The following is a 21,184-nucleotide window of genomic DNA, read 5'->3' as shown; positions in this document are numbered from 1 at the left end:
GGTGATCCGGCATCCTTGCCCGATCGTCCGGATCGTCACCTCGGCATCGTCACGCAGGAATGCGCGCTACTGGGAGGCGATCGAGCGACCAAGACGCTGATGTCTGCGACTTCGTTGCAGGGCCCTTGCCCGCCCACCCTCGCGGGACACGCCGTAAGTACGTCCGTGTAGGCTCTTACGCGGCATCCATGCCGCGTAAGGTCCCGCGACGGTGGGGCCGGCAAGGACCAGTCGAGTTGATTGGTGCGCATGGCTTTCAATAAAACAGCCAGCAAACTGTTTGTGCGGTGTCCTTGCCGCTTGCGGGACCGTGTGGCGGCATGGATGCCGCCACCGAGCCTCCACGGACGGATTCACGGCGTGTCCCGCAAGCGGCGAGGGCACCGCGCCCTCGACCGCCTAGGCTGTTGATTGCATCTAAATGACGCAACGAATCGGCATCCATGCGCAGCAGCACGCGTGCACAGGCGTATCCCGCGCGCTGCTGACAATCACGCCACGCCATCAGAAATCCAGCGAATACCCCAGCGTGATGGTGCGGCCGCGCCCGGCGAAGTAGCGCAGCGGTTCGACCAGGGCCGATTGCGAGTAGTAGGTGATGTACTGCTTGTCGAACAGGTTGGACACACCCATGCGCACTGCACCATGCGGCAACGCGTAGTTGAAGGTCGCATCCACCAGCGTGTAGCCACTGAAGCGCTTGTCGGCCTCGTCGAAGGATTGGCTGAAGGCATGCTGGGCCTGCACGAACGAGGAGAGCTTCGGCGTCCACTGCGTCGACCACGAGGCAATCACCCGATTGGGTGCCACGTTGAGCCCATCCAGGCGTGCGTCCAACTGCCCATCGTTATTGCTGTCGTAGCGGCCGCGGGTGTAGGCGTAGGACAGGCGCAAGCGATGTGCCGCATCCAGGCGATAGCCCAGGCTGGCGTCCACGCCCTGCACGCGGGTCTTTTCGCGGCTCATCATGAAGGCGCCGTTGATCGGCACCACGCGCGTGCCCAGGTCCGAGTTGGACTGGAAGTAGCTCAGGTCCGCGTCGAAGGCGCCGCGCGTGAGGCGGGTGCCCGCTTCCACGCTCTTGGTCAGGATCGGCTCCAGCGTGCTCAGGCTGGCCACGCGCGTGCCCGGCGTGTTGATCGCGCGTAGCACGCGGCCCACGTCCGGCATGCCAAAGCCTTCGGAATAGCTGGTGAAAAAGCTCACACCCTCGAGCGGCGTGTAGACCAGGCCGGTGTTGTAGAGGGTCTGGTTGAAGTCGAGCGTGCCGCCTTCGACAGCGACCCGGTTGTAGCGCCACAGTGTCTGGTAGCTGTCGATCTGCAACTCGGCTTCTTCGCGGCGCACGCCGGCGTGCAGGGTCAGCGTGGGCAGCAGCTTGTATTCGCCTTGCACGAACAGCGACAGATTGCGGTAGTCCGACTCGGGCACATAGGTGCGCCCGGTGCCGTACAGATCCTGCTTGCCGGTGTCGGCCAGCAGGTCGACGCCGCCGGTGAGCTTGAGCCGGCTGTCGAGCAGGTCGTCCCTGGTCAGGCTGATCTTGCTGCCCCACTTGGAGGCGACCGAACGCGATTGGTCGTACAAGGTGCCGACCGGGGCGATGCGCGGGTCCTGAAACGTGGACGAGTTGTCGGCACCGAACAGCCCTTCGAATTCCTGGTTGAACACCATCGCGCTCAGCTGCATGCCGGCCAGATCGTCATGGGTGTACGACAGGCTGGAGGTCAGCACATCGTTCCAGGGCGCGGTGCCCTGCGGGGTGCCGCGCACCGAGCTGGTGGGCAGGCCTTGCGCGCGGTTGCCGGCGACGCCGATGTAGTCGTTGTCGTTCTTGATGCGGTAGCGGTTGACGCTGACGCTCAGGCGCTGGGTGTCGGTGAGCGCGTAGCCGAGCTTGGCCAGCACGTCGTAGCTCTTGGACGTCATCAGGTCGCCCTGGGTGTTGTCGGCGCCGATCGGCCGGCCTTGTCCATCCACATACAGGCCCTGGTCGCTGTAGCTGGCCGAGAACAGGTAATCCAGCCTGTCCGAGCGGCCGTCCACGCGGTAGCGGGTCTCGACGCTGCTGGTTTCCGCACGCGTTTCGGAGGTAGGTGCGGTGGCCTGCACGTCGATGTGCTGGTTCAACGAGCCGTCCTGCGGGCGCCGGGTGATGATGTTGATGGTGCCGCCGGTGGCGCCCAGGCCGTTGATGGCGTTGGCGCCCTGGATGACTTCGATGCGCTCGACCATCGCATAGTCGATGGTGTGCGCTTCGCGCCCGGTGGGGCGGATCGGATTGGACTGCGGCACGCCGTCGATCAGGATCAGCGGCGTGCGCCCGCGCAGGGTTTCGCCGCTGCCATTCATCTTGCCGCGGCTGGGCGTGTACGAGGGGATCAGGTTGGCGAGCACGTCGGAGGAGTTGCTGGAGATCGTCAGCTGCTGCTGGATCTGCGCCTTGTCGATGATCAACACCGTCTGCGGCGATTCGGCCACGGTCATGTTGGAGCGCGAGGCGGCAACCACCACGGTGTCCAGCGTGTCGGTGACGTCCGATTGCGCGGACGCGGTGGCAGAGGCGAGCAGGCAGAGGGTGGCAACGAACGGCATGCCGGCCGATCCGGAGACGGGAGACTTCATCGGGCAAGGAACTCCAAGGCGCGGTCGGCACAGACGCAGCACGTGCACGGCAACGCGAAAGGTGAAGATTAAATGGGAATCATTATCGCCATTCTAGCAGGCGCGAGCGCCGCCACGCTGGGCATGTCGCAGCGTCGTGCGCTGCGAATGCGCGCGTTGGCAGCATCGCGGCGATGCCCGAGCCATGCGCCGCGCGTGCAGGTATCACCTGCGTCGGAAACAGGCCTGTGCATTCCTGCGGCGATGACCGCCTGCACGAATGTTGCAAGCCGCGCGCGCCGCATCTGCACGCGTCTGCGCACGCAGCGCAGCAGGCAACTGTCTATGCTATGGCGACCGCCATCGAACATCGCAGCCGCGGCATCGTGACCATCAAATTCGACCTCAACGATCTACAGGCATTCCGTGCCGTTGCCGAAAACGGCAGCTTCCGCCGCGCTGCCGAACGCATCCGCATCACCCAGCCGGCGCTCAGCCGCAGGATCGACAAGCTCGAGTCGGCGTTGAACGTCAAGCTGTTCGAGCGCACCACGCGCAAGGTCGCGCTCACCACAGTCGGGCAGGCGTTCATGCCGCAGGTCGAGCGCATGCTCGACGACCTGGACATGGCGCTGATGAGCATCGGCGATGCCGGATCCAGCCGGATGGGCACGGTCACCGTGGCGTGCGTGCCGTCTGCGGCGTACTACTTCATGCCCCAGGCGATTCACGGGTTGCATCAGCTGTTTCCGAAGATCCGCATCAGGCTGTTCGATGGCAGCGCCAGTCACGTCAGTGCGGCAGTGGCCTCCGGCGAGGCGGATTTCGGCGTCAGCTTCAGCGGCAACCTGGCACCGGAGGTCGAGTTCGAGCCGTTGCTGCAGGAGCGCTATGTGATTGCCTGCCGCCGGGACCATCCCCTGTCCGGGCGCGAGCAGGTCAGCTGGCAGGAAGCCTATGGCCATGACTACATCACGCTCGACAAGACCTCGGGCAACCGGCTGGTGCTGGACCGGGCGCTGTCTGCATTCACGCCGGAGCAGCCGAGCATCTGCGAAACCCGCCACGTCACTACATTGCTGGGCTTGGTGGAGGCCGGCGTCGGCATTGCCGCCGTTCCTTCGATCGCCATGCCCTCCGGCCCGCATCCGGTACTGGCGGCGGTACCGCTGGTCGAACCGGAGGTGTTGCGCAACGTGGGGATCCTCAAACGCCGTGGGCGGACGCTGACACCGACCGCGCTCGAACTGGCGGAACTGGTGCGACGGATGCCCGCGCGCTCACGGTGAGACCGGATCCAGGCCGGTCGCGCGCGCAACCGCCTGCGCGTCACCCGACTGCAGGTAGGCAAGCAGGCGCCTGGCCGCTGCGGGATGATCCGCGCTGACCGGCACACCCGCCGCATAGCGCGTGATCGACTGCAACTGCTCGGGGATCTTGCCGACAACATCCACGCCTGCCACCGGCAGCAGTTCGGCCACCTGCTGAAAGCCCAACTGATAACTGCCGTCGGCCACCACCGAGCCCACCGGGATGCGTTCGATCTTGCGGCTCTTGGCCATCATCGGGCCCTGGATCTGCAGCTGCTTGAACAGCGTGGTCTCGATGTAGACGCCACTGGCGCTGTCGGAATAGGCAACGGAATCGGCCTGCAGCAACGCGTGTTTGAACTGTTCGACGGTATCGATCTTCGGCTTGGGTGCGCCGCTGCGCACCACCATGCCGATCCGGGAATCGGCCAGCTCCACCCGCGATGCCGGATCCACCAGTCCTGCATCGATCAATTTCTGCAGCGCGCTGCCCACCATGATCACCACATCGGCATGCTCGCCACGCGCAAGCCGGTTGGGAATGGCTTGCGGCGTCTGCCCCATCGAAGGGCCGTGCAGTGTCACAACCGTCACCCCGGCTTGCCTGCTGTACTGCGGCGCCAGACGTTCGAAGGCGGCGGTGAAACCGCCGGAGGTCATCACGGTCAGATCCTGCGCGGCTGCGGCCGGCGACAGCAAGGCCGTGGCGACAACCGCAGCCAGCAATCTTCTCCAGAGGGTTCGCATCATTTCGCCGCTCCCGCAGCCGGATCGAGGCCGGTCGCTGTCGCTGCGTTGCCATGCCGGCGATACAGGAACAGCGTCGCCAACAGCGCGCACACCGACGCGAACACCAGCCAGTACCCAGGGGCCGCCTTGTCGCCGCTGACATGGATCAGCCAGGTCGACATCACCGGCGTAAACCCACCAAAGACTGCCGTGGCCAGGCTGTAGGCGAGCGAGAAGCCCGCCACCCGCACATGCGCCGGCATCAGTTCGGTGAGCGCGGGAATCATGGCGCCGTTGTAGATGCCGTAGAGGAAGGATAGCCACAGCAGCGCCTGCAACATGTGCGCAAAGCTCGGTGCGGATGCAAGGAACGCAAGCACCGGATAGGCGCTCAGTGCGCACACCACCGCCATGGTCACCAGCAACGGCTTGCGGCCGAAGCGGTCGCTGAGCGCGCCGCCGATCGGCAGCCACAGGAAGTTGGAGATGCCCACCAGCAGCGTCACGATCAAGGCGTCGCCGGTGCTGAGCTTGAGCACGCTCTTGCCGAAGGTCGGTGCGTACACGGTGATCAGATAGAACGCGGTCGTCGTCAGCGCCACCATCAAGCCGCCGGCAATCACGGTGCCGGCATTGTTCGCCAGCCCGCGCATCACCTGCTTCATCGTCACCCGCTGGGTGCGCTGCGCGAATTCCGCAGTCTCTTCCAGGCGCCGCCGCAGCAAAAAGATGAAGGGGATGATGACGCAACCGATGGCGAAGGGAATCCGCCAGCCCCACTGCGCCAGATCCTGCGGCGGCATCAGCTGGTTGAGCGCATAGCCGATGGCGGCCGCAGCGACGATGGCCACCTGCTGGCTGGCCGACTGCCAACTGGCATAGAAGCCGCGCCGCCCCGGCGTGGCCATCTCGGCCAGATACACCGACACACCGCCCATTTCGGCACCCGCCGAGAAGCCCTGCAGCAGCCGTCCGAGCAGCACCAGTGCCGGTGCCCACAAACCGATGCTGGCATAGCCCGGCACCAGCACGATCAGCACCGTGCCGCTGGCCATGATCGCCAGGGTGACGATCAAGCCCTTGCGGCGCCCGACATCGTCGATGTAGGCGCCCAGGATCACCGCGCCCAGCGGGCGCATCAGAAAGCCTGCGCCAAACACTGCGAAGGTCATCATCAGCGAGGCGAATTCGTTGCTCGCCGGGAAGAACACCGCGGCGATCTGGGTTGCGTAGAAACCAAACAGGAAGAAGTCGAACTGCTCGAGGAAGTTGCCCGAGGTCACCCTCAGCACCATCCCCAGTTTCGACTGTCGCGTTGCCTCAAGGTTCGAAGTCTGCATAGATCGCCCTCCACGATAGGTATGCACGTGCGTCTGATAGGTGAGGCGATCGATTCTGGTGGAGCGGGCCGGCATTGATAATTGCTGCTTTCTCATCGACTGATGCGCGTTGAACATCAACCACGCCGGAGCAATGCTCGACTCGACCTGGCGGCGATGCGACGAACGTGGCACGCAGCAGGTGCATGCAGGGCGTCCGCGAGGCGTGGGCGTTTATCGATCCAGGGCGTAGAAACGAACGCTGTCTCGAGCTGCCGATGCGCAGATCGGTCCTGAGCAGCGCGTGTGCTTCCGCTCTGCATCAACCGCTAGGCAGCATGCCGTGCCGGCAGCCGGGCAACCTATCCGCGCCGCAACAACATCTGGGTGACCAGTGCGCGCAGCGCGGGCGGGCGCACCGGCTTGGTCAGGAATCCCCAGCCCAGGTCGAGCGCGTGTTCGCGCAGCGCCGGGTCGGGTTCGGCGGTGACCAGGATCACGCGCGGTTCGCGTTGCCAGCGTTGCACCAGCTGCGGCAGCAGCATGTGGCCGTAGTGCTCGCCCATGCGCACATCCAGCAACAACAGCTCCGGCACCTCGTCGGGACTGGCGGCGGCCAATGCCTCGTCGGGTCCGCCGGCAAAGTCCACGCGGCATTCCCAGCGTTCCAGCAGGGCACGGCTGGCCTCGCACACGCGCGGGTCGTCGTCCACGCACCACACGCGGCAGCCGTGCAGGATCGGGTCGTTGGCGTTTTCTGCGGTGGTGGTGGTTGGCGGCGGCAATTGCCTGACGATCGCAGCGCGTTCGCCCAGCGGCACGGTTACCGAAAACACGCTGCCGCTGCCCAGCGTGGAACGCAGGCCGATGCGGTGGCCGAGCAGCCGGCCGATGCGCTCGACGATGGCCAGGCCCAGACCGGCGCCGCGATCGTTAGCCACGCCGTCATCCAGGCGCCGGAATTCTTCGAAGATCTCTTCCTGCAAGGCCTCGGGAATGCCGGGCCCCTGGTCGTGCACCTCGATGCGCAGCCAGCCGCCGCGACGACGGCAACCGATCAGCACCCGCCCGCGCGGGGTGTAACGGATGGCGTTGGACAGGAAGTTCTGCAGGATGCGCCGCAGCAGGTTTTCATCGCTCAACACCACCGCGGACGTGGGCACCCAGTCCAGCAGCAGGCCGCGGTCTTCGGCCAGGATGCCGAACTCGCGGGCCAGCGTTTCCAGCAGCGGGGCGATGGCGAAATCGCGCACCTGGGTCTTCAGGCTGCCGGCCTCCAGCCGCGAGATATCCAGCAGGCTGTTGAGGATGGCGTCCTGCGCGGCGAGCGCGCCTTCGATGTTGTCGACCACGCGCGCGCTGCCGGCCTCGCCCACCTGTCCGCGCAGGACCGAGACGAACATGCGCGCGGCGTTGAGCGGTTGCAGCAGGTCGTGCACGGCCGAGGCGACAAAGCGGGTCTTGTAGCGATTGGCGCTCTCGGCCTCGCGCTTGGCCGCGGCCAGGTCGCGGGTCCGTTCGGCCACGCGGTGTTCCAGTGCATCGGCCAGCGAGCGCAGCTCGCGCGCGGCGTTCTTGTAACTGGTGATGTCGGCATAGCTGGTGACGAATCCGCCATCGGGCAGCGGATTGCCGCGGATTTCCAGCACGGTGCCGTCCTCCTTCTCGCTCTCGCGCATATGCGGTTTGCCGCTGCGCAGATGATTGAGGCGGCGTTCGATCGCCGCTTCGATCGGCCCCGGTCCGAGCAGGCCGCGGCGTGCGTTGAAGCGGAACAGGTCTTCGATCGGCCGGCCGATCTTCAGCAGTTCTGGCGGGAAGCGGAACAGCTCCACATAGCGCGAATTCCACGCTACCAGATTGAGCGCCTCGTCGATCACCACCACGCCCTGCGGCAGGTGTTCCAGGCTGCGGCTCAGACCGGCATTGGCCTGTTGCGCGGCGGTGACCACGCCATCCTGCGCGGTACGCAGTTCTTCGGCGTGTTGTTGCAGCAGCGTTTCCAGTTCGTGCCGGCTGCGCTGGCGCAATGCAGACAGGCGCCGCCGCTGCTGCACGAACAACCACAGCAAGGCCAGTGCCAACCACGCACCGGCCGCGGCAATCGCCGCGGCGCGGCCGGCCGCCGCGCTGGCGCGGGTGTCGTGCAGCAGATGCAGGCGCCAGCCGCTTTCGGGCACCTCCAGTGTCTGCCACAGCACCTGGCCGGCGAGCGGTGGGTCGCTGACCTCGGCCAGCACGCCACCGTTGCCGGTCTGCTCGATCAACCGGCGTCGCAGCGGCAGCAGGCCCTGGTCGGCGTACTGGCGGGTGCTGCGCAATTCGCTGCGGTCGCGCAGGCTCAGCGGGGCCAGCATGCGGTAGCGCCACTGCGGGCGGCTGGCCAGGAACACCACCGCATGCGCGTCGGAGGCCAGCACGATGTCCGGGGTTTGCAGCCATTCGCGTTCCAGCGCGGCCAGCGCGATCTTGATCACCACCACGCCCTGCACCTGGCCGCCGGCATCGACGATGGCCTGCGACAGGAAGTAGCCCGGTTCGCTGGTGGTCATGCCGATGCCGTAGAAACTGCCGCTGCCGTTGGCCAATGCCTGCTGGTAATACGGGCGGAAGGCGTAGTCCACGCCCACGTTGCTGCGCGCCGCGCGCCAGTTGCTGGCAGCCAGCGCAATGCCGTCGCGGTTGATGAGCGTCAGCGTGGAGGATTGGGTGACATTGTTAGCGCGCTCGAGTTTGCGATTGAGCCGCTCCACCTGCGCGGGCGACAACGGGCCGGAAACGGCCGCGCGCAGTTCCGGGTCCAGCGCCAGGATCTGCGGCAGCGTGCGATAGCGATCGATGCGTTGCTGCAGGGCCTGCGCGTACAGGCGCAGCTGGCGCCGCACGGTGGCGCTTTCCTCGTGCAGGGCGTTCTGTTCGACAAAATGCCCGGCCGCCAGCATGGCCACCAGCACGCCGCCCAACACGATGGTCAGGGTGAGCAGCAGACGGCGGCGTTGCGAGGCGTACATGCCGACAAGTATGGCGGTGCGCCGATGCATCGTGCAGCCATCGCGGCCACGGCGCCCCCGAAAACGACTGCGGCCGCATCCCCGGAAGGAAGCGGCCGCAGGGGCCTGCATGCTGGCTTGAATAGCCAGGTTACTGCGTTGAAGCGGTCAACCGAAGCCAAGCCGCGGCCGACCAGACCCGCGTCAGCGTTGCGCGATAAGGCTAGAACTGCACCTGCGCGCGCAGCTCCATCACATGCGGGGTTTCATGCACGCCGTTGCGCGTGGCATCCACCCAGCTGTAGTTGGCCTGCATCTTGAAGTGGCTGGTGAGGTACCAGTTGGCGCCGATGGTGGTGTCGTGCTGGCGCCCGCCGCTGACGCGGTTGTCTTCCAGATCCAGGCGGCTGTAGCGGGCGGTCAGCTCGACCGCGCCGTAGTCGTGCGCCGGCTTGATGTTGCCCGGTACGCCGCCGGCATAGCTGCGCGACTCGCCGGTCAGCGTCCAGGTGCCATAGAGGTATTGGCCCTGCGCGATGTAATGCGGCAGGTTGTCGTTACGCGCCACCTCGGCGCGCAGCGCTTCGCTCTGCAGCGAGAACGGGCCGTGGATCCACACCGCTTCCACGCCAGCGCGGATCACGTGGTCCACATCGAGAATGGTGCCGGTGTCGATCAGGCGCACGTCGGTCAGGCCGGCTTCCGGGCGGGCACGCAGGCGCACGCGCGGGCTGAACGACACGCCGCGGCCGTCGCTGAAGCCGCGCGGGTTTTCCACCGAACCGGCCAGGCCCAGGTGCAGCACGTTGCCTTCGGCCTTGAACGGGGTCCAGGCGGCATGCACGGCCTGGGTGGTGCCCGGGTTGTCGCCCTGCAGGTCCTTGCCGCCGTAGGCGCCGGCCTGCAGCAGGTACTGCTGGCGCTCCAGCGTCCATTCCACGCCGGTACGACGGCCCTGGAACACCGCCTGGATCGGCAGGCCCAGTTCCATGAAGCTGCCGGCACGCGAGCTCTGCACCGCTTCCAGACCCACCGGCACCTTCATGTAGCCCATCCGCACGCGACCGTAGTCCTGGCCGAACAGCGCCTTGGTCTCGACGCGGAAGAACACGTCCAGCCACAGCTTGGACTCGAAGTCGAAATACACCATGGCGTCGTAGACGCCCTTCTTCTTGAGGGTGGCGCCGAATTCCTTGCGGCGGAAGTCGGTGCGGTCTTCCAGGCGGTCGTCGCCGGAGAAGTTGTTGTCGTCGTAGGCATAGTTGCCGGTCAGGCCGAGCTCGGTGCCATCCCCGAAGGTGTACTTGGTGGGCCAGTTTTCCAGCGAGGTGGCCGCATTGGCGGCAGCGGGCGCGGCGGCGATGGCCAACGCGAGAACGAGCGGATTGAGGCGCATAGGTGTGGTCTTCGGCAAGGAGAAGGGGCCGGGCGTCCTGCCATGGCGGTCGCACTGAACAGCTTCAGCAAGCGCGCAGGTTCCGGACGGCCAACAACACAGGAATCGGTGTCTGCGTTAAACGGAATTAACGGCCGGTGGTGGCGCGGCTGAAGTGTAAGGCGACGTTCAGCCCGGGGACAGTGCGTAGTACCAATGGGCTATCGGCTCGGGCTGTGACGTACGGCCAGAATGCCCGCACCGGGTACCTGCTCAGGCACCCTCTATGTTCCCTCGGAGTGGCGTCATGCACATCAGCAAGCCTGCCGGCCCCTTGCCGGCGCCCGTCCCGTTTTACCGTCAGCTGTATTTCCAGGTGGTGGTGGCGATCGTCCTGGGTGCCCTGCTGGGCCACTTCGAGCCGGCCTTCGCCGAAAGCCTGAAGCCGCTGGGCGATGCCTTCATCAAACTGGTGAAGATGATCATCGCCCCGGTGATCTTCCTGACCATCGTCACCGGCATCGCCGGCATGACCCACCTCAAGACGGTGGGCCGGGTCTTCGCCAAGTCGATGACCTACTTCCTGTTCTTCTCCACGCTGGCGTTGATCGTGGGCATGATCGTGGCGCACGTGGTGCAGCCCGGCGCCGGCATGAACATCAACCCGGCCGAGCTGGATCAGAGCGCGGTCAATACCTACGTGCAGAAGTCGCACGAGCTGAGCCTGGTCGGCTTCCTGATGGACATCATCCCGGCCACGCTGGTCAGCGCGTTCGTCGACGGCAACATCCTGCAGGTGCTGTTCGTGGCGGTGCTGTTCGGGATCGCGCTGGCCCTGGTCGGCGAGCGTGGCCGCCCGGTGCTGAGCTTCCTGGAAGCGCTGACCGCGCCGGTGTTCCGCCTGGTGCACATGCTGATGAAGGCCGCGCCGATCGGCGCGTTCGGTGCGATCGCCTTCACCATCGGCAAGTACGGCGTGGAATCGCTGGTCAATCTGGCCTGGCTGGTGGGGTCGTTTTACCTGACCTCGCTGTTCTTCGTGCTGGTGATCCTGGGCATCGTGTGCCGGTTGTGCGGCTTTTCGGTGCTCAAGCTGATTCGCTACCTCAAGGCCGAACTGCTGCTGGTGCTGGGGACCTCCTCGTCGGAGTCGGCACTGCCGTCGCTGATGGAAAAGATGGAAAAGGCCGGCTGCGAGAAGTCGGTGGTGGGCCTGGTGGTGCCGACCGGCTACTCGTTCAATCTCGATGGCACCAACATCTACATGACGCTGGCCGCGTTGTTCATCGCCCAGGCCACCAATGTGGATCTGAGCCTGGGCCAGCAGATCACCCTGCTGGCGGTGGCGATGCTCAGCTCCAAGGGCGCGGCCGGCGTGACCGGTGCCGGCTTCATTACCCTGGCCGCCACGCTGTCGGTGGTGCCGGACGTGCCGGTGGCCGGCATGGCGCTGATCCTGGGCGTGGACCGCTTCATGAGCGAGTGCCGCTCGCTGACCAACTTCATCGGCAACGCGGTCGCCACCGTGGTGGTGTCGCGCTGGGAAAATGCGCTGGACCGCGGCCAGCTCAAACTGGTGCTGGATGGCGGCTCGCCGCCGCTGCAGGCACCGGTGGCCTCGACCGACGTCGTCGCCCCGATCAGCGCACGCTGATGCTTCCTACGGCCCTGTATTCCGTCGGCGCTGCCGGCGGGGTGCAGGGCCGTTTCCGCTTCCAGCCCACCCTGGCCGCCGCGCACGACGCGCTGCAGCCTGCGATCTTCCTGCCGCGCCGACAGCTGCGCGACAGGCCCTTGTTCAGGCAGGAGGGTAGAATTCAGCCCTCCTGCGCCTTCGAGACCCACACAGCCGATGTCCAACGACGACTTCAAACAGGCCGCCCTCGACTACCACCGCCAGCAGCCGGCCGGCAAGATCAAGGTCACCGCGACCAAGCCGATGCTGACCCAGCGCGATCTGTCGCTGGCGTATTCGCCGGGCGTGGCCTTCGCCTGCGAAGCGATCGTCGAGGAACCCACCCAGGCCAGCGAGCTCACCGCGCGCGGCAATCTGGTGGCGGTGATCACCAACGGCACCGCGGTGCTGGGCCTGGGCAACATCGGCCCGCTGGCCTCCAAGCCGGTGATGGAAGGCAAGGGCGTGCTGTTCCAGAAGTTCGCCGGCATCGACGTGTTCGACATCGAGATCAACGAGAACGACCCGGACAAGCTGGTCGACATCATCGCCAGCCTGGAGCCGACCTTCGGCGGCATCAATCTGGAAGACATCAAGGCGCCGGAGTGCTTCATCGTCGAGCGCAAGCTGCGCGAGCGCATGAACATCCCGGTGTTCCATGACGACCAGCACGGCACCGCGATCATCGTTGGCGCCGCCGTGCTCAACGCGCTGGTGGTCACCGGCAAGAAGATCGAAGAGGTCAAGCTGGCCACCACCGGCATGGGCGCGGCCGGCATCTCCTGCGTCAACATGCTGGTCTCGCTGGGCCTGAAGCCGGAGAACATCCTGGCGCTGGACCGCGACGGCGTGATCCACACCGGCCGCACCGACCTGGACCCGGACAAGCAGCGCTACGCGCGCGACACCGACAAGCGCACCCTGGCCGAGATCGTCGAGGGTGCGGACATCTTCCTGGGCCTGTCGGCGGCCGGCATCCTCAAGCCGGAGATGGTCGCCAGCATGGCGCGCCAGCCGGTGATCTTCGCGCTGGCCAATCCCAACCCGGAAATCACCCCGGAAGCGGCCAAGGCGGTGCGTCCGGATTGCATCATCGGCACCGGCCGTTCGGACTACCCGAACCAGATCAACAACGTGCTGTGCTTCCCGTATCTGTTCCGCGGCGCGCTGGACGTGGGCGCCACCGGCATCAACGAGGAAATGAAGATCGCCTGCGTCAAGGCGATTGCGGCGATGGCGCGGCGCGAGGCCTCCGACCTGGGCGCGGCCTACGGCGGCGAGACCCCGAGCTTCGGCCCGGAATACCTGATTCCGCGTCCGCTGGACCCGCGTCTGCTGGTGGAGCTGTCGTCCGCCGTTGCGCAGGCGGCGATGGATTCGGGCGTGGCCACGCGCCCGATCACCGACATGGAGGCCTACCGCGACAAGCTCGGCCAGTTCGTCTACCGCACCAGCCTGATGATGAAGCCGGTCTATGACCGCGCGCGCGCCGACAAGCAACGCGTGGTGTATGCCGAGGGCGAAGAGGAAGTGGTGCTGCGCGCGGTGCAGAACGTGGTCGACGAAGGCCTGGCGTTCCCGATCCTGATCGGCCGCCCGGACGTCATCGAGGCGCGCATCGAGCGCATGGGCCTGCGCCTGACCGCCGGAGTGGATTTCGAGATCACCAACATCCTCGACGATCCCCGCTTCAACGAATACTGGCAGTACTACCACGCGCTCACCGAGCGTCGCGGCGTGACCGTCACCGCCGCCAAGGAACTGATGCGCTCGCGTCCGACCCTGATCGCCGCGGTAATGGTGGCGCGTGGCGAAGCCGATGCGATGCTGTCCGGCGTGGTCGGCCGCTTCCACAAGAAGCTAGGCTACGCACGCAGCGTGATTCCGCTGGAGCCGCGGGTCAGCTCCACCTCGGCGATGACCGGCGTGATCAACCAGCTGGGCGTGTTCTTCTTCCTGGACACGCATGTGCAGGAAGACCCCACCGTCGAGCAGGTGGTCGAAGCCACGCTGCAGGCCGCGTACCGCCTCAAGCTGTTCGGCATCGAGCCCAATATCGCGCTGCTGTCGCACTCCAACTTCGGCAGCCACGACTCGCGCGATGCGCTGAAGATGCGCCAGGTGCGCGAAGCCCTGCTCAAGCGCAAGCCCGAGCTCAACATCGACGGCGAAATGCAGGGCGACACCGCCTGGGACGAGGCGCTGCGCAAGCAGATCATGCCTAACAGCACGCTCAAGGGCCGCGCCAACCTGTTCGTGCTGCCGAACCTGGAAGCGGCCAACATCGCCTACAACCTGGTACGCGTGTTCACCGACGGCGTGGCGATCGGCCCGATCCTGATGGGCATCTCCAAGCCGGTGCACATCCTCACCACCAGCGCCACCTCGCGCCGGGTGATGAACATGACCGCGATCGCGGCGGTGGATGCGCAGATCCGCCGGCAGCGCGATGCCGAGAAGACCGCCAGCGAAAGAAATAGCGATTGAGATCCCCCACCGGGAAACATCAAAGACCGATCCGTTAGCGGCACCCCACGTGCCGCGCCAACGCCCCTCTCCCATCGGGGCGACAAGGCACTGCTTGCGCGCCACTGGCACGCGTGCCTTGAAGCGCCCGCGCCGCAAGCGCGGGCCGGGGCGCGGAGCGGGGGTTGGGGTGAGGGTACGGTTACCAGCGCTGCTGACGTTGCAGTAAAACCCCCGCTCCGGCAGCCCCCGTGTAACTCCGTCGATTGCGTGAGCGGGTGCCTGCATCCTGCAGTCGCCTGCCTGCAGAAAGCAGCGCGATCAGCGATGCGAGACCGGCGCCTCAACGCGCCGCGGGCTCAGCCCCCAGCAACTCGATCTCCGCCAGCTGCAGTTTCGCAGGTGCGCTGAATCGCAGCCGATACTCGGCATATGCACCCGGGGAGGCAATGCGAAACGGCCGCGTCTGCAATGGCCAGTCAAACGTTTCCTCGCGGCGCTGATCGACCACCTTCCACGCACCATCGGCCGTCCGTGCTTCCAGCGTCCATCCGCTTGCCGCAATCGCCGCGTTGCCGCTGGTCAGCGTGTAGAGCGTCGGCGTGCCGCGCGCCATGCCACTGAACGTCAGTGCCGATGCCGATGCAACTGCAGCGACCGTCCCGGCATCGTCGTCATGCAGTGCCGGGACATCGCCACCATCGGCCAGGGTGATGCGCGCCGTGTCTCCGAGCACATCGCGCAAGGGGGCAGGGCGTTCACCCGCAGGCGTCAGCGATGGCGGCGCATCGTCCGGCCCGGTGCCCCAGCGCGAGGGCGTCGGCCCCATGACGAAGTCCAGCGTCGCACCCCTGGCGATGTCTGCATGCGGCAACCAGGTCTTGCGCCAGGGCTTGCCGTTGACCTTGAGCGATTGCACGTACACGTTTTGCGGCGAATTCTGCGGCGCATTGACCGTCAGCGTCCCGCCATTGGGCAAACGCAGGCTGGCGTGCGTGAACAGCGGTGAGCCGATCACATAGTCCGGCGTACCCATGCGCAACGGATACAAGCCCATCGCTGCGAACAGATACCACGCCGACATTTCGCCATTGTCCTCATCGCCGGGGTAGCCCTGGCCGATCTCGCTGCCCAGGTACAGGCGCGCCAGGATCTCGCGGGTCAGGCGTTGCGTCTTCCACGGCTGCCCGGCGTACAGGTACATCCACGGGATATGGTGCGCGGTCTGGTTGCTGTGCGCGTACATGCCCATGCGCACGTCGCGCGCTTCGGTCATTTCGTGGATGGTGGAGCCGTAAGAGCCGGCGAACCTGGCCTCGGCGGTCTCGGGGGTGGCGAAGAACGTATCCAGCTTCGCTGCCAGACCGGCGCGTCCTCCATACAACGCGGCCAGGCCTTGCCCATCGTGCGGTGCGGTGAACGCAAACGTCCAGCCGCTGGATTCGGTGTAATCGTGGCCCCAGACGCGCGGATCGTACTGTGCCGCGTCCACGCGCCAGGTGCCGTCCGGGGTGCGGCCCTGGAAGAACCCGATCGCCGGATCGAACAGTGCCGAATAGCCTGCCGCGCGGTGACGGAAATACAAAGCCTCGGTCGCGTAACGCTCGCGCGCCGTGGCTGTTTTCGCCTGCGTGGCCAGCGCATCGGCCATGTTGGCGATACCGAAGTCGTTGAGTGCGCCTTCCATCGACCACGACATGCCTTCGTGGGTGTCGGTATCGGCATAACCGCGAAAGGTCGAACGCGCCATGCCCTTGCGGCCGACATGCCTGTCGGGCGCCACCACGGTGGCGTTCTTGCGTGCGGCAACATACGCCTCGAGCGGATCGAAGCCCTGCACGCCCTTGAGCCAGGCATCGGCAAAGGCCACGTCGGAACTGGTGCCGACCATCAGATCGGCATAGCCGGGCGACGACCAGCGCGCCACCCAGCCGCCCGCGCGCGACTGCTCCAGAAAGCCTTGCACCAGCGCACCGGCATCGTCGGGCGCGAACAAGGCGTACGCCGGCCACGCGGTGCGAAAGGTGTCCCACAAGCCGTTGTTGACATAGACCCGGCCATCGCGGATCGGCGCAAAGCTGCGCACCGCGCTGCCATCGATGTTGTCGTCCGACCAGCTGCTCTGGCTGGCGTAACGCCAGTCCGGTGCGCTGGCGCTGCCGACGTTCTCGTGGCCGGAGTTGGGATACAGGTGCAGGCGGTACAGGTTGGAGTACAGCGTGGTCTTCTGGTCGGCGGTGGCATCGGGCACCTCCAGGCGTCCCAGCAACGCATCCCAGGCGTCCTGCGCACGCGCGGCAACCTGCTCGAATGTTGCCTGCGGCGCGATTTCCAGGGCCAGGTTGTGCCTGGCCTGATCCAGCGAGATCAGCGAGGTGGCAATGCGCATCTGCACCTGCCGGGTGCTGCCGGCATCGAACTTGATCCAGCCGGTGGGCCGGCCGGTATCGCTCAGGCCGCTGGTTTTCCACGGCGTGTCGAAGCTGGCATGGACATACATGCGCGTGGCGCCGGTCGATAGCCCGCTACGCACATCGGTGTAGCCGGAGAGCGTCTGTGTTGCCGCATCCAGGCGCAGCGCGCCGCGCGCGTCCACATTGTCGAACACCAGATTGGCATCGCCCTGCACCGGGAAGCGAAAGCGGAACAGCGCGGCATGGTCGGTCGGTGCGATCTCGGCCTGGATCCCGTTGTCCAACCGCAGCGCGTAGCGATAGGGGCGCGCAGTTTCATTGGCGTGCGAAAACGCCAGTGCACGCTGTTTGCGATCGGCTGGCGGCACGCCCGCGGCCAACGACGGCATCACCTGAAAGGTCTGGCGGTCGCCCATCCACGGGCTGGGCTGATGGCTGAGCGACAACGCCTGCAGGCGCGGGCGATTGTCCGCATCGTTATGTTCGTTCCAGCGATACAGCCATGTCAGCGTGCCCGCATCGGTCACCGGCGTCCAGAAGTTGAAGCCATGCGGCACGGCCGTTGCAGGGAAATTATTGCCGCGCGAGAACGTGCCATTGGACTGCGTGCCGCGCGTGGTCAGCACCCAATCCGACGGACGCGTTGCCGGCGTCAGCGGCACCTCGGCAAGCGCGATGTCGTCGATCCAACCGGCACTGGTCGCGCCTGCGGGCGGCGCAACGTCCAGCTCGATCGCACGCACACGGCGGCCACGCAGGCCGGGCACGTCGCCCAGCCGCACCGCCTTGCGCGCCCATTGCTGCGGATACAGCGTCTTCGACTCGCCTTGCGCCTGCGCAGCTGGCGCGACGCCATGCTGATCCCGCGCAGCGCTGGCAGACACGCGCGTGCCGTCGTCCAGCAGCAGATCCAGTGACACGTAGGTCGATGCCACATGCTCGCCGCCCACACTCTCCGGCAATACCAGCCACGACAGCGTCGTATCGGCACCGATCGGGACATCGGCGGTAAACAGGGTGCGCCGCCCACCTGCAGCATGACCTTGATACCGCAATGCATGCGCACCGCTGTAGCCGGCGTTGGGCTTGGCCGCATACGGCGCGGCCGGGCCGGTGCCGATGGCAATCTGCACATCGCCTGCCGCTGCGCTCACCGGCAACGGCTGCCCGGGCTCGAACGAACTCGAAAACTCAATCGCCGCGCTCACCGACAGCGGCGCAGCGCAGCCCAGGGCGACAACCAGCCGGAGCCACAGCTCACGCGGGTGCAACAGCACAACAGACGAGGTCACGTGGCGATGTCTCCTTAGGGTGCGATGCCGCAGGGCAGGTCCGGCCGAGTGCTGCGGGCGATCCGGACACGGGGCGCAGGCACGGGGCGGTGCGCCATGGTCAGGCGATGATAAGCGCGATGTCCGGGTGGGGTGGCGCTGCCGTGCCTGTAGGGGCCAGGCTCTGCTGGATCTTTAGCATCTCTCGAGGTTGCCGGCGCCCGCGCTGGCGCCGGGACCATCGCCACCCGAACCGGCGTCGCCCGCTCAATGGGCCGATCACCACGCAGGCTGCTAGAATCCGCGCTCTGCCTTTGCCTCTACGATCGTGCCGCCATGAGCCAGACCGCCACCGCGCCCGCCAATGCCGAATCGCGCTACACCGTGCATCGCAGCGATCTGCCGCTGAGCTGCCCGACACCGCAGATGGCGTTGTGGAACTCGCATCCGCGCGTATACCTGCCGATCGAAGACGAGCCCAACTGCGAAGCCAAGTGCCCGTACTGCGGCGCGCTGTTCGTGCTCGCCGACTGATCCTGGCCGGATGCACCGCCTGACCGTGGTGCAACTGCTGCCGGCGCTGCAGTCCGGCGGCGTCGAGCGCTCCACCCTGGAAATCGCTGCTGCGCTGGTGCGCGCCGGCCACCGCGCGGTGGTGGTGTCGGCCGGCGGTCGCCTGGTCCAGCCGCTGCTGGAGGCCGGTGGTGAACATCTCACCCTGGATATCGGGCGCAAGTCGCTGCTGACCTTGCGCCATGTGGTCGGCCTGCGCCGGCTGTTCGCCGAACTGGGCGCCGACATCGTGCATGCGCGTTCGCGCCTGCCGGCCTGGCTGGGCTGGTACGCGTTGCGCGGCATGCCGCAGGCCACGCGGCCGCGCTTTGTCACCACCGTGCACGGGCTCAACTCGCCCAGCCGCTACAGCGCGGTGATGACCTACGGCGAGCGGGTGATCTGCGTGTCGCAGACGGTGCGCGAGTACGTCTGCACGCACTATCCGCAGACCGACAGCGCGCGCTTGCGCACGATACCGCGCGGTGTCGATATCGCGCAGTTTCCGCGTCGCCCGCATCCGGATCGCCGCGCGCGCACCTGGGCACAGAGCATGCTGCCCGGCCTGCCGGCCGATGCGCCACTGCTGCTGCTGCCCGGGCGCGGTACCCGGCTGAAGGGGCATGCCGACGGTCTGCAACTGCTCGCCGACGTGCGCGCTGCCGGCGTGCCGGCCTGGTTGTGGCTGCCGGGCGCGCGCGAGCCGGGCCGCGAAACCTATCTGCGCGAGCTGGAAGCCGAGGCCACCAGGCTGGGCGTGGCCGAGGCGGTCGCCTTCACCGAACCCACCGCACGCATCGCCGAGGCCTACGCCGCCAGCGATCTGGTGCTGCAGCTGTCGCGCAAACCCGAGGCCTTCGGCCGCACCGTGGTGGAGGCCTTGTCGGTAGGCCGGCCAGTGCTGGGGTGGGCGCATGGCGGCGTCGGCGAGCTGCTGGCCGAGTTGCAACCCGGCGGCGCGGTGCCGGCCTTCGATGCCGCTGCCTTGCGCACCCAGGCGCTTCATTTGCTGCAGCAGGCGCCGACAGCGCCCGCCGTGCTTCCCTACACGTTGCAGGCCATGCAAGCGGCCACCCTGAAGGTCTATGACGAACTCCGCCGCTGAGGCCATCCCTCCCGCGTCCGTGCTGACGCCCGATGCCGGTCGCTGGGCGCCGCTGTGGGTGATCCTGTTCGTGGCCCTGTGGCCCACGCCCGGGCTGGCCGAGACGGTGTTGTCGCTGGGCGCGCTGTTTGCGGCGTATCGCCTGCTGCATGCGCGCTTCCGCGGCGGCACCCGGCTGCTCAGCGGTGCGGCCTGGGCGCTGACCAGTGTGTTGTTCTTCGCGTACTGGTTGCCGCAGATGCTGTCGGCGTTCGATGCGGTGGACGTGGGCCGCGCGCTGCGCAAGTCGGCCACCGATCTGCGCTATCTGCCTTTCATGTGGTTGTGCGCGATCGCGGTGGCCAATGCGCAGCGGCGTCGGCGCACCTTCACCGGCCTGGCAGTGATTGGCGCGGTGTGGACGCTGGATGCGCTGCTGCAGGCCGCGTTCGGCAACAGCCCGTTGTTCTTCGGCCTGGATCAGATCAAGCAGCTGATCAGCGGGCATGGCCTGTGCACGCCGCAGGAGCTGGCCCTGGTCGACCGCCTCAGCGGCGTGCTGGGGCCGTGCAACCTCAAGTTCGGCCAGACCCTGGCCAGCCTGTCGCCCTTCCTGTTGCTGGCGGTGGGCCGGCGCCATGCCTGGGCCTGGGCAGGCGCTGCGGCGGCGGTCGGGGTGGTGTTGGTGCTGGCCGGTTCGCGGGCGTCGTGGATCACCTATGGCGTGATCGTGCTGCTGTCCGGCTGGCAGTTGCTGGGTGGCCGTCGCCTGCTGGGAGTGGCGCTGATCGGCGCGCTGCTGGCGGCCGGCGTGGTGGCGGTGGCGCCGCAGGCGCGCGAGCGGATCCAGCGAACCGCCCTGGCCTTCAGCGATGGCGAGCAGGGCGTCGACCAGGCCCTGTCCGGGCGTGCGCAGATCTGGGGCGCGGCGCTGTGCATGATCCGCGCGCATCCGCTCAATGGCGTGGGCGCACGCGGATTTCGGCAGGCGTATCCGGCCTGCAATCCGGCCCCCGCGCAGGCGCCGGCATGGGGCGACGGGCCGGCCTTCCATGCGCACCAGATCGTGCTGGAAATCCTGGCCGAAACCGGGGTGATCGGTTTGCTGCTGTGGCTGGCCGGTGCGGCCCAGGCCTGGCGTGCGTGGCGCTACTCCAGCCTGGCCGCGCGCGCGCAGGCACGCCCGGCAATGATCGCGCTGGTGGCAACCGTGTTCCCGCTCAATACGCATCTGGCGTTCTATTCCAGCTTCTGGGGCGGGCTGAGCCTGATGCTGGCCGGCCTGTATGCCGGTGCCTTGCTCAACGACGACGCAGATCAGCCGCTGCCGCGCTGACTCGCCGCACATCCGTGCGCTGCTGCGGCTGCACGCAGCGCAGGCGTGAGACCGGCCGA

At 66.9% G+C, this 21,184-nt stretch carries 13 protein-coding genes; 7 read left to right on the top strand and 6 right to left on the bottom strand.

The features are described 5' to 3' along the window. Window positions 1-504 precede the first annotated feature (504 nt). The gene (locus tag DGN21_RS16045) at window positions 505-2,625 is read right to left on the bottom strand and encodes a TonB-dependent receptor (protein ID WP_252374670.1); all 2,121 of its coding nucleotides are present in this window, start codon (window positions 2,623-2,625) and stop codon (window positions 505-507) included. Window positions 2,626-2,697: 72 nt separating this feature from the next. Between DGN21_RS16045 and DGN21_RS16040 the strand changes: the two genes are divergently transcribed. Together DGN21_RS16040 and DGN21_RS16035 are read left to right on the top strand one after the other, a co-directional pair. Further along, the gene (locus DGN21_RS16040; RefSeq protein WP_155758305.1) at window positions 2,698-2,994 is read left to right on the top strand and encodes a hypothetical protein; all 297 of its coding nucleotides are present in this window, start codon (window positions 2,698-2,700) and stop codon (window positions 2,992-2,994) included. Continuing rightward, window positions 2,991-3,893: a LysR family transcriptional regulator gene (locus DGN21_RS16035; protein WP_026064333.1), complete on the top strand. Its 903-nt coding sequence runs from the start codon at window positions 2,991-2,993 to the stop codon at window positions 3,891-3,893. The genes DGN21_RS16040 and DGN21_RS16035 overlap by 4 nt, the downstream gene beginning before the upstream one ends. On the opposite strand, the gene DGN21_RS16030 is transcribed toward DGN21_RS16035, so the two are convergent. From DGN21_RS16030 to DGN21_RS16015, 4 genes are all read right to left on the bottom strand, one after another. Continuing rightward, window positions 3,885-4,664 carry a substrate-binding domain-containing protein gene (locus tag DGN21_RS16030; protein WP_184550711.1) on the bottom strand — a complete coding sequence of 260 codons (780 nt, stop codon included), beginning with the start codon at window positions 4,662-4,664 and terminating at the stop codon, window positions 3,885-3,887. The two genes, DGN21_RS16035 and DGN21_RS16030, sit on opposite strands and share 9 nt — an antisense overlap. Beyond that, window positions 4,661-6,010, bottom strand: coding sequence for an MFS transporter (locus DGN21_RS16025; protein ID WP_215825247.1), 1,350 nt, complete (start codon window positions 6,008-6,010; stop codon window positions 4,661-4,663). Before DGN21_RS16025 ends, DGN21_RS16030 begins: the two co-directional genes overlap by 4 nt. A 314-nt stretch (window positions 6,011-6,324) precedes the next feature. Further along, window positions 6,325-8,973 carry a PAS-domain containing protein gene (locus tag DGN21_RS16020; protein WP_215825246.1) on the bottom strand — a complete coding sequence of 883 codons (2,649 nt, stop codon included), beginning with the start codon at window positions 8,971-8,973 and terminating at the stop codon, window positions 6,325-6,327. 202 nt (window positions 8,974-9,175) lie between these two features. Further along, window positions 9,176-10,348 (bottom strand): porin, encoded by a 1,173-nt coding sequence (locus DGN21_RS16015; RefSeq protein WP_016902551.1) that lies wholly within the window; start codon window positions 10,346-10,348, stop codon window positions 9,176-9,178. A gap of 286 nt (window positions 10,349-10,634) precedes the next feature. Here DGN21_RS16015 and DGN21_RS16010 point away from each other — a divergent pair, with 286 nt between their 5' ends. Together DGN21_RS16010 and DGN21_RS16005 are read left to right on the top strand one after the other, a co-directional pair. Then, window positions 10,635-11,981, top strand: coding sequence for a dicarboxylate/amino acid:cation symporter (locus DGN21_RS16010; protein WP_104567994.1), 1,347 nt, complete (start codon window positions 10,635-10,637; stop codon window positions 11,979-11,981). Between the two features lie 198 nt (window positions 11,982-12,179). Continuing rightward, a complete protein-coding gene (locus DGN21_RS16005; RefSeq protein ID WP_104542332.1) occupies window positions 12,180-14,489 on the top strand; it encodes an NADP-dependent malic enzyme in 2,310 nt (769 codons plus the stop codon). A gap of 322 nt (window positions 14,490-14,811) precedes the next feature. Here DGN21_RS16005 and DGN21_RS16000 read toward each other — a convergent pair whose 3' ends face one another. Continuing rightward, entirely contained in the window at window positions 14,812-18,174 is a 3,363-nt protein-coding gene (locus DGN21_RS16000; protein ID WP_184550715.1) for a GH92 family glycosyl hydrolase, read from the bottom strand. A gap of 315 nt (window positions 18,175-18,489) precedes the next feature. On the opposite strand from DGN21_RS16000, the gene DGN21_RS15995 reads away from it, so the two are divergent. Genes DGN21_RS15995 through DGN21_RS15985 form a run of 3 tightly spaced genes read left to right on the top strand, consistent with a single transcriptional unit; the run spans window position 18,490 to window position 21,125 of the window. Further along, entirely contained in the window at window positions 18,490-18,687 is a 198-nt protein-coding gene (locus DGN21_RS15995; protein ID WP_016902555.1) for a zinc-finger domain-containing protein, read from the top strand. 10 nt (window positions 18,688-18,697) lie between these two features. Then, window positions 18,698-19,810 (top strand): glycosyltransferase, encoded by a 1,113-nt coding sequence (locus DGN21_RS15990; protein ID WP_184550717.1) that lies wholly within the window; start codon window positions 18,698-18,700, stop codon window positions 19,808-19,810. Beyond that, entirely contained in the window at window positions 19,791-21,125 is a 1,335-nt protein-coding gene (locus DGN21_RS15985; protein WP_184550719.1) for an O-antigen ligase, read from the top strand. Before DGN21_RS15990 ends, DGN21_RS15985 begins: the two co-directional genes overlap by 20 nt. The last annotated feature ends 59 nt before the right edge of the window (window positions 21,126-21,184 follow it).

The organism is Xanthomonas sp. MLO165, assembly GCF_018831305.1.
GTDB lineage: Bacteria > Pseudomonadota > Gammaproteobacteria > Xanthomonadales > Xanthomonadaceae > Xanthomonas > Xanthomonas arboricola.
Note: the sequence above shows the minus strand (reverse complement) of the source record. Positions and strands in the feature narration are given on the sequence as shown.

Coding starts and splice junctions, on each gene's coding strand:
- DGN21_RS16015 (WP_016902551.1), bottom strand. CDS start 10,348: ATGCGCCTCAATCCGCTCGTTCTCGCGTTGGCCATCGCCGCCGCGCCC.
- DGN21_RS16020 (WP_215825246.1), bottom strand. CDS start 8,973: ATGTACGCCTCGCAACGCCGCCGTCTGCTGCTCACCCTGACCATCGTG.
- DGN21_RS15990 (WP_184550717.1), top strand. CDS start 18,698: ATGCACCGCCTGACCGTGGTGCAACTGCTGCCGGCGCTGCAGTCCGGC.
- DGN21_RS15995 (WP_016902555.1), top strand. CDS start 18,490: ATGAGCCAGACCGCCACCGCGCCCGCCAATGCCGAATCGCGCTACACC.
- DGN21_RS16005 (WP_104542332.1), top strand. CDS start 12,180: ATGTCCAACGACGACTTCAAACAGGCCGCCCTCGACTACCACCGCCAG.
- DGN21_RS16045 (WP_252374670.1), bottom strand. CDS start 2,625: ATGAAGTCTCCCGTCTCCGGATCGGCCGGCATGCCGTTCGTTGCCACC.
- DGN21_RS16040 (WP_155758305.1), top strand. CDS start 2,698: ATGGGAATCATTATCGCCATTCTAGCAGGCGCGAGCGCCGCCACGCTG.
- DGN21_RS16030 (WP_184550711.1), bottom strand. CDS start 4,664: ATGATGCGAACCCTCTGGAGAAGATTGCTGGCTGCGGTTGTCGCCACG.
- DGN21_RS16010 (WP_104567994.1), top strand. CDS start 10,635: ATGCACATCAGCAAGCCTGCCGGCCCCTTGCCGGCGCCCGTCCCGTTT.
- DGN21_RS15985 (WP_184550719.1), top strand. CDS start 19,791: ATGACGAACTCCGCCGCTGAGGCCATCCCTCCCGCGTCCGTGCTGACG.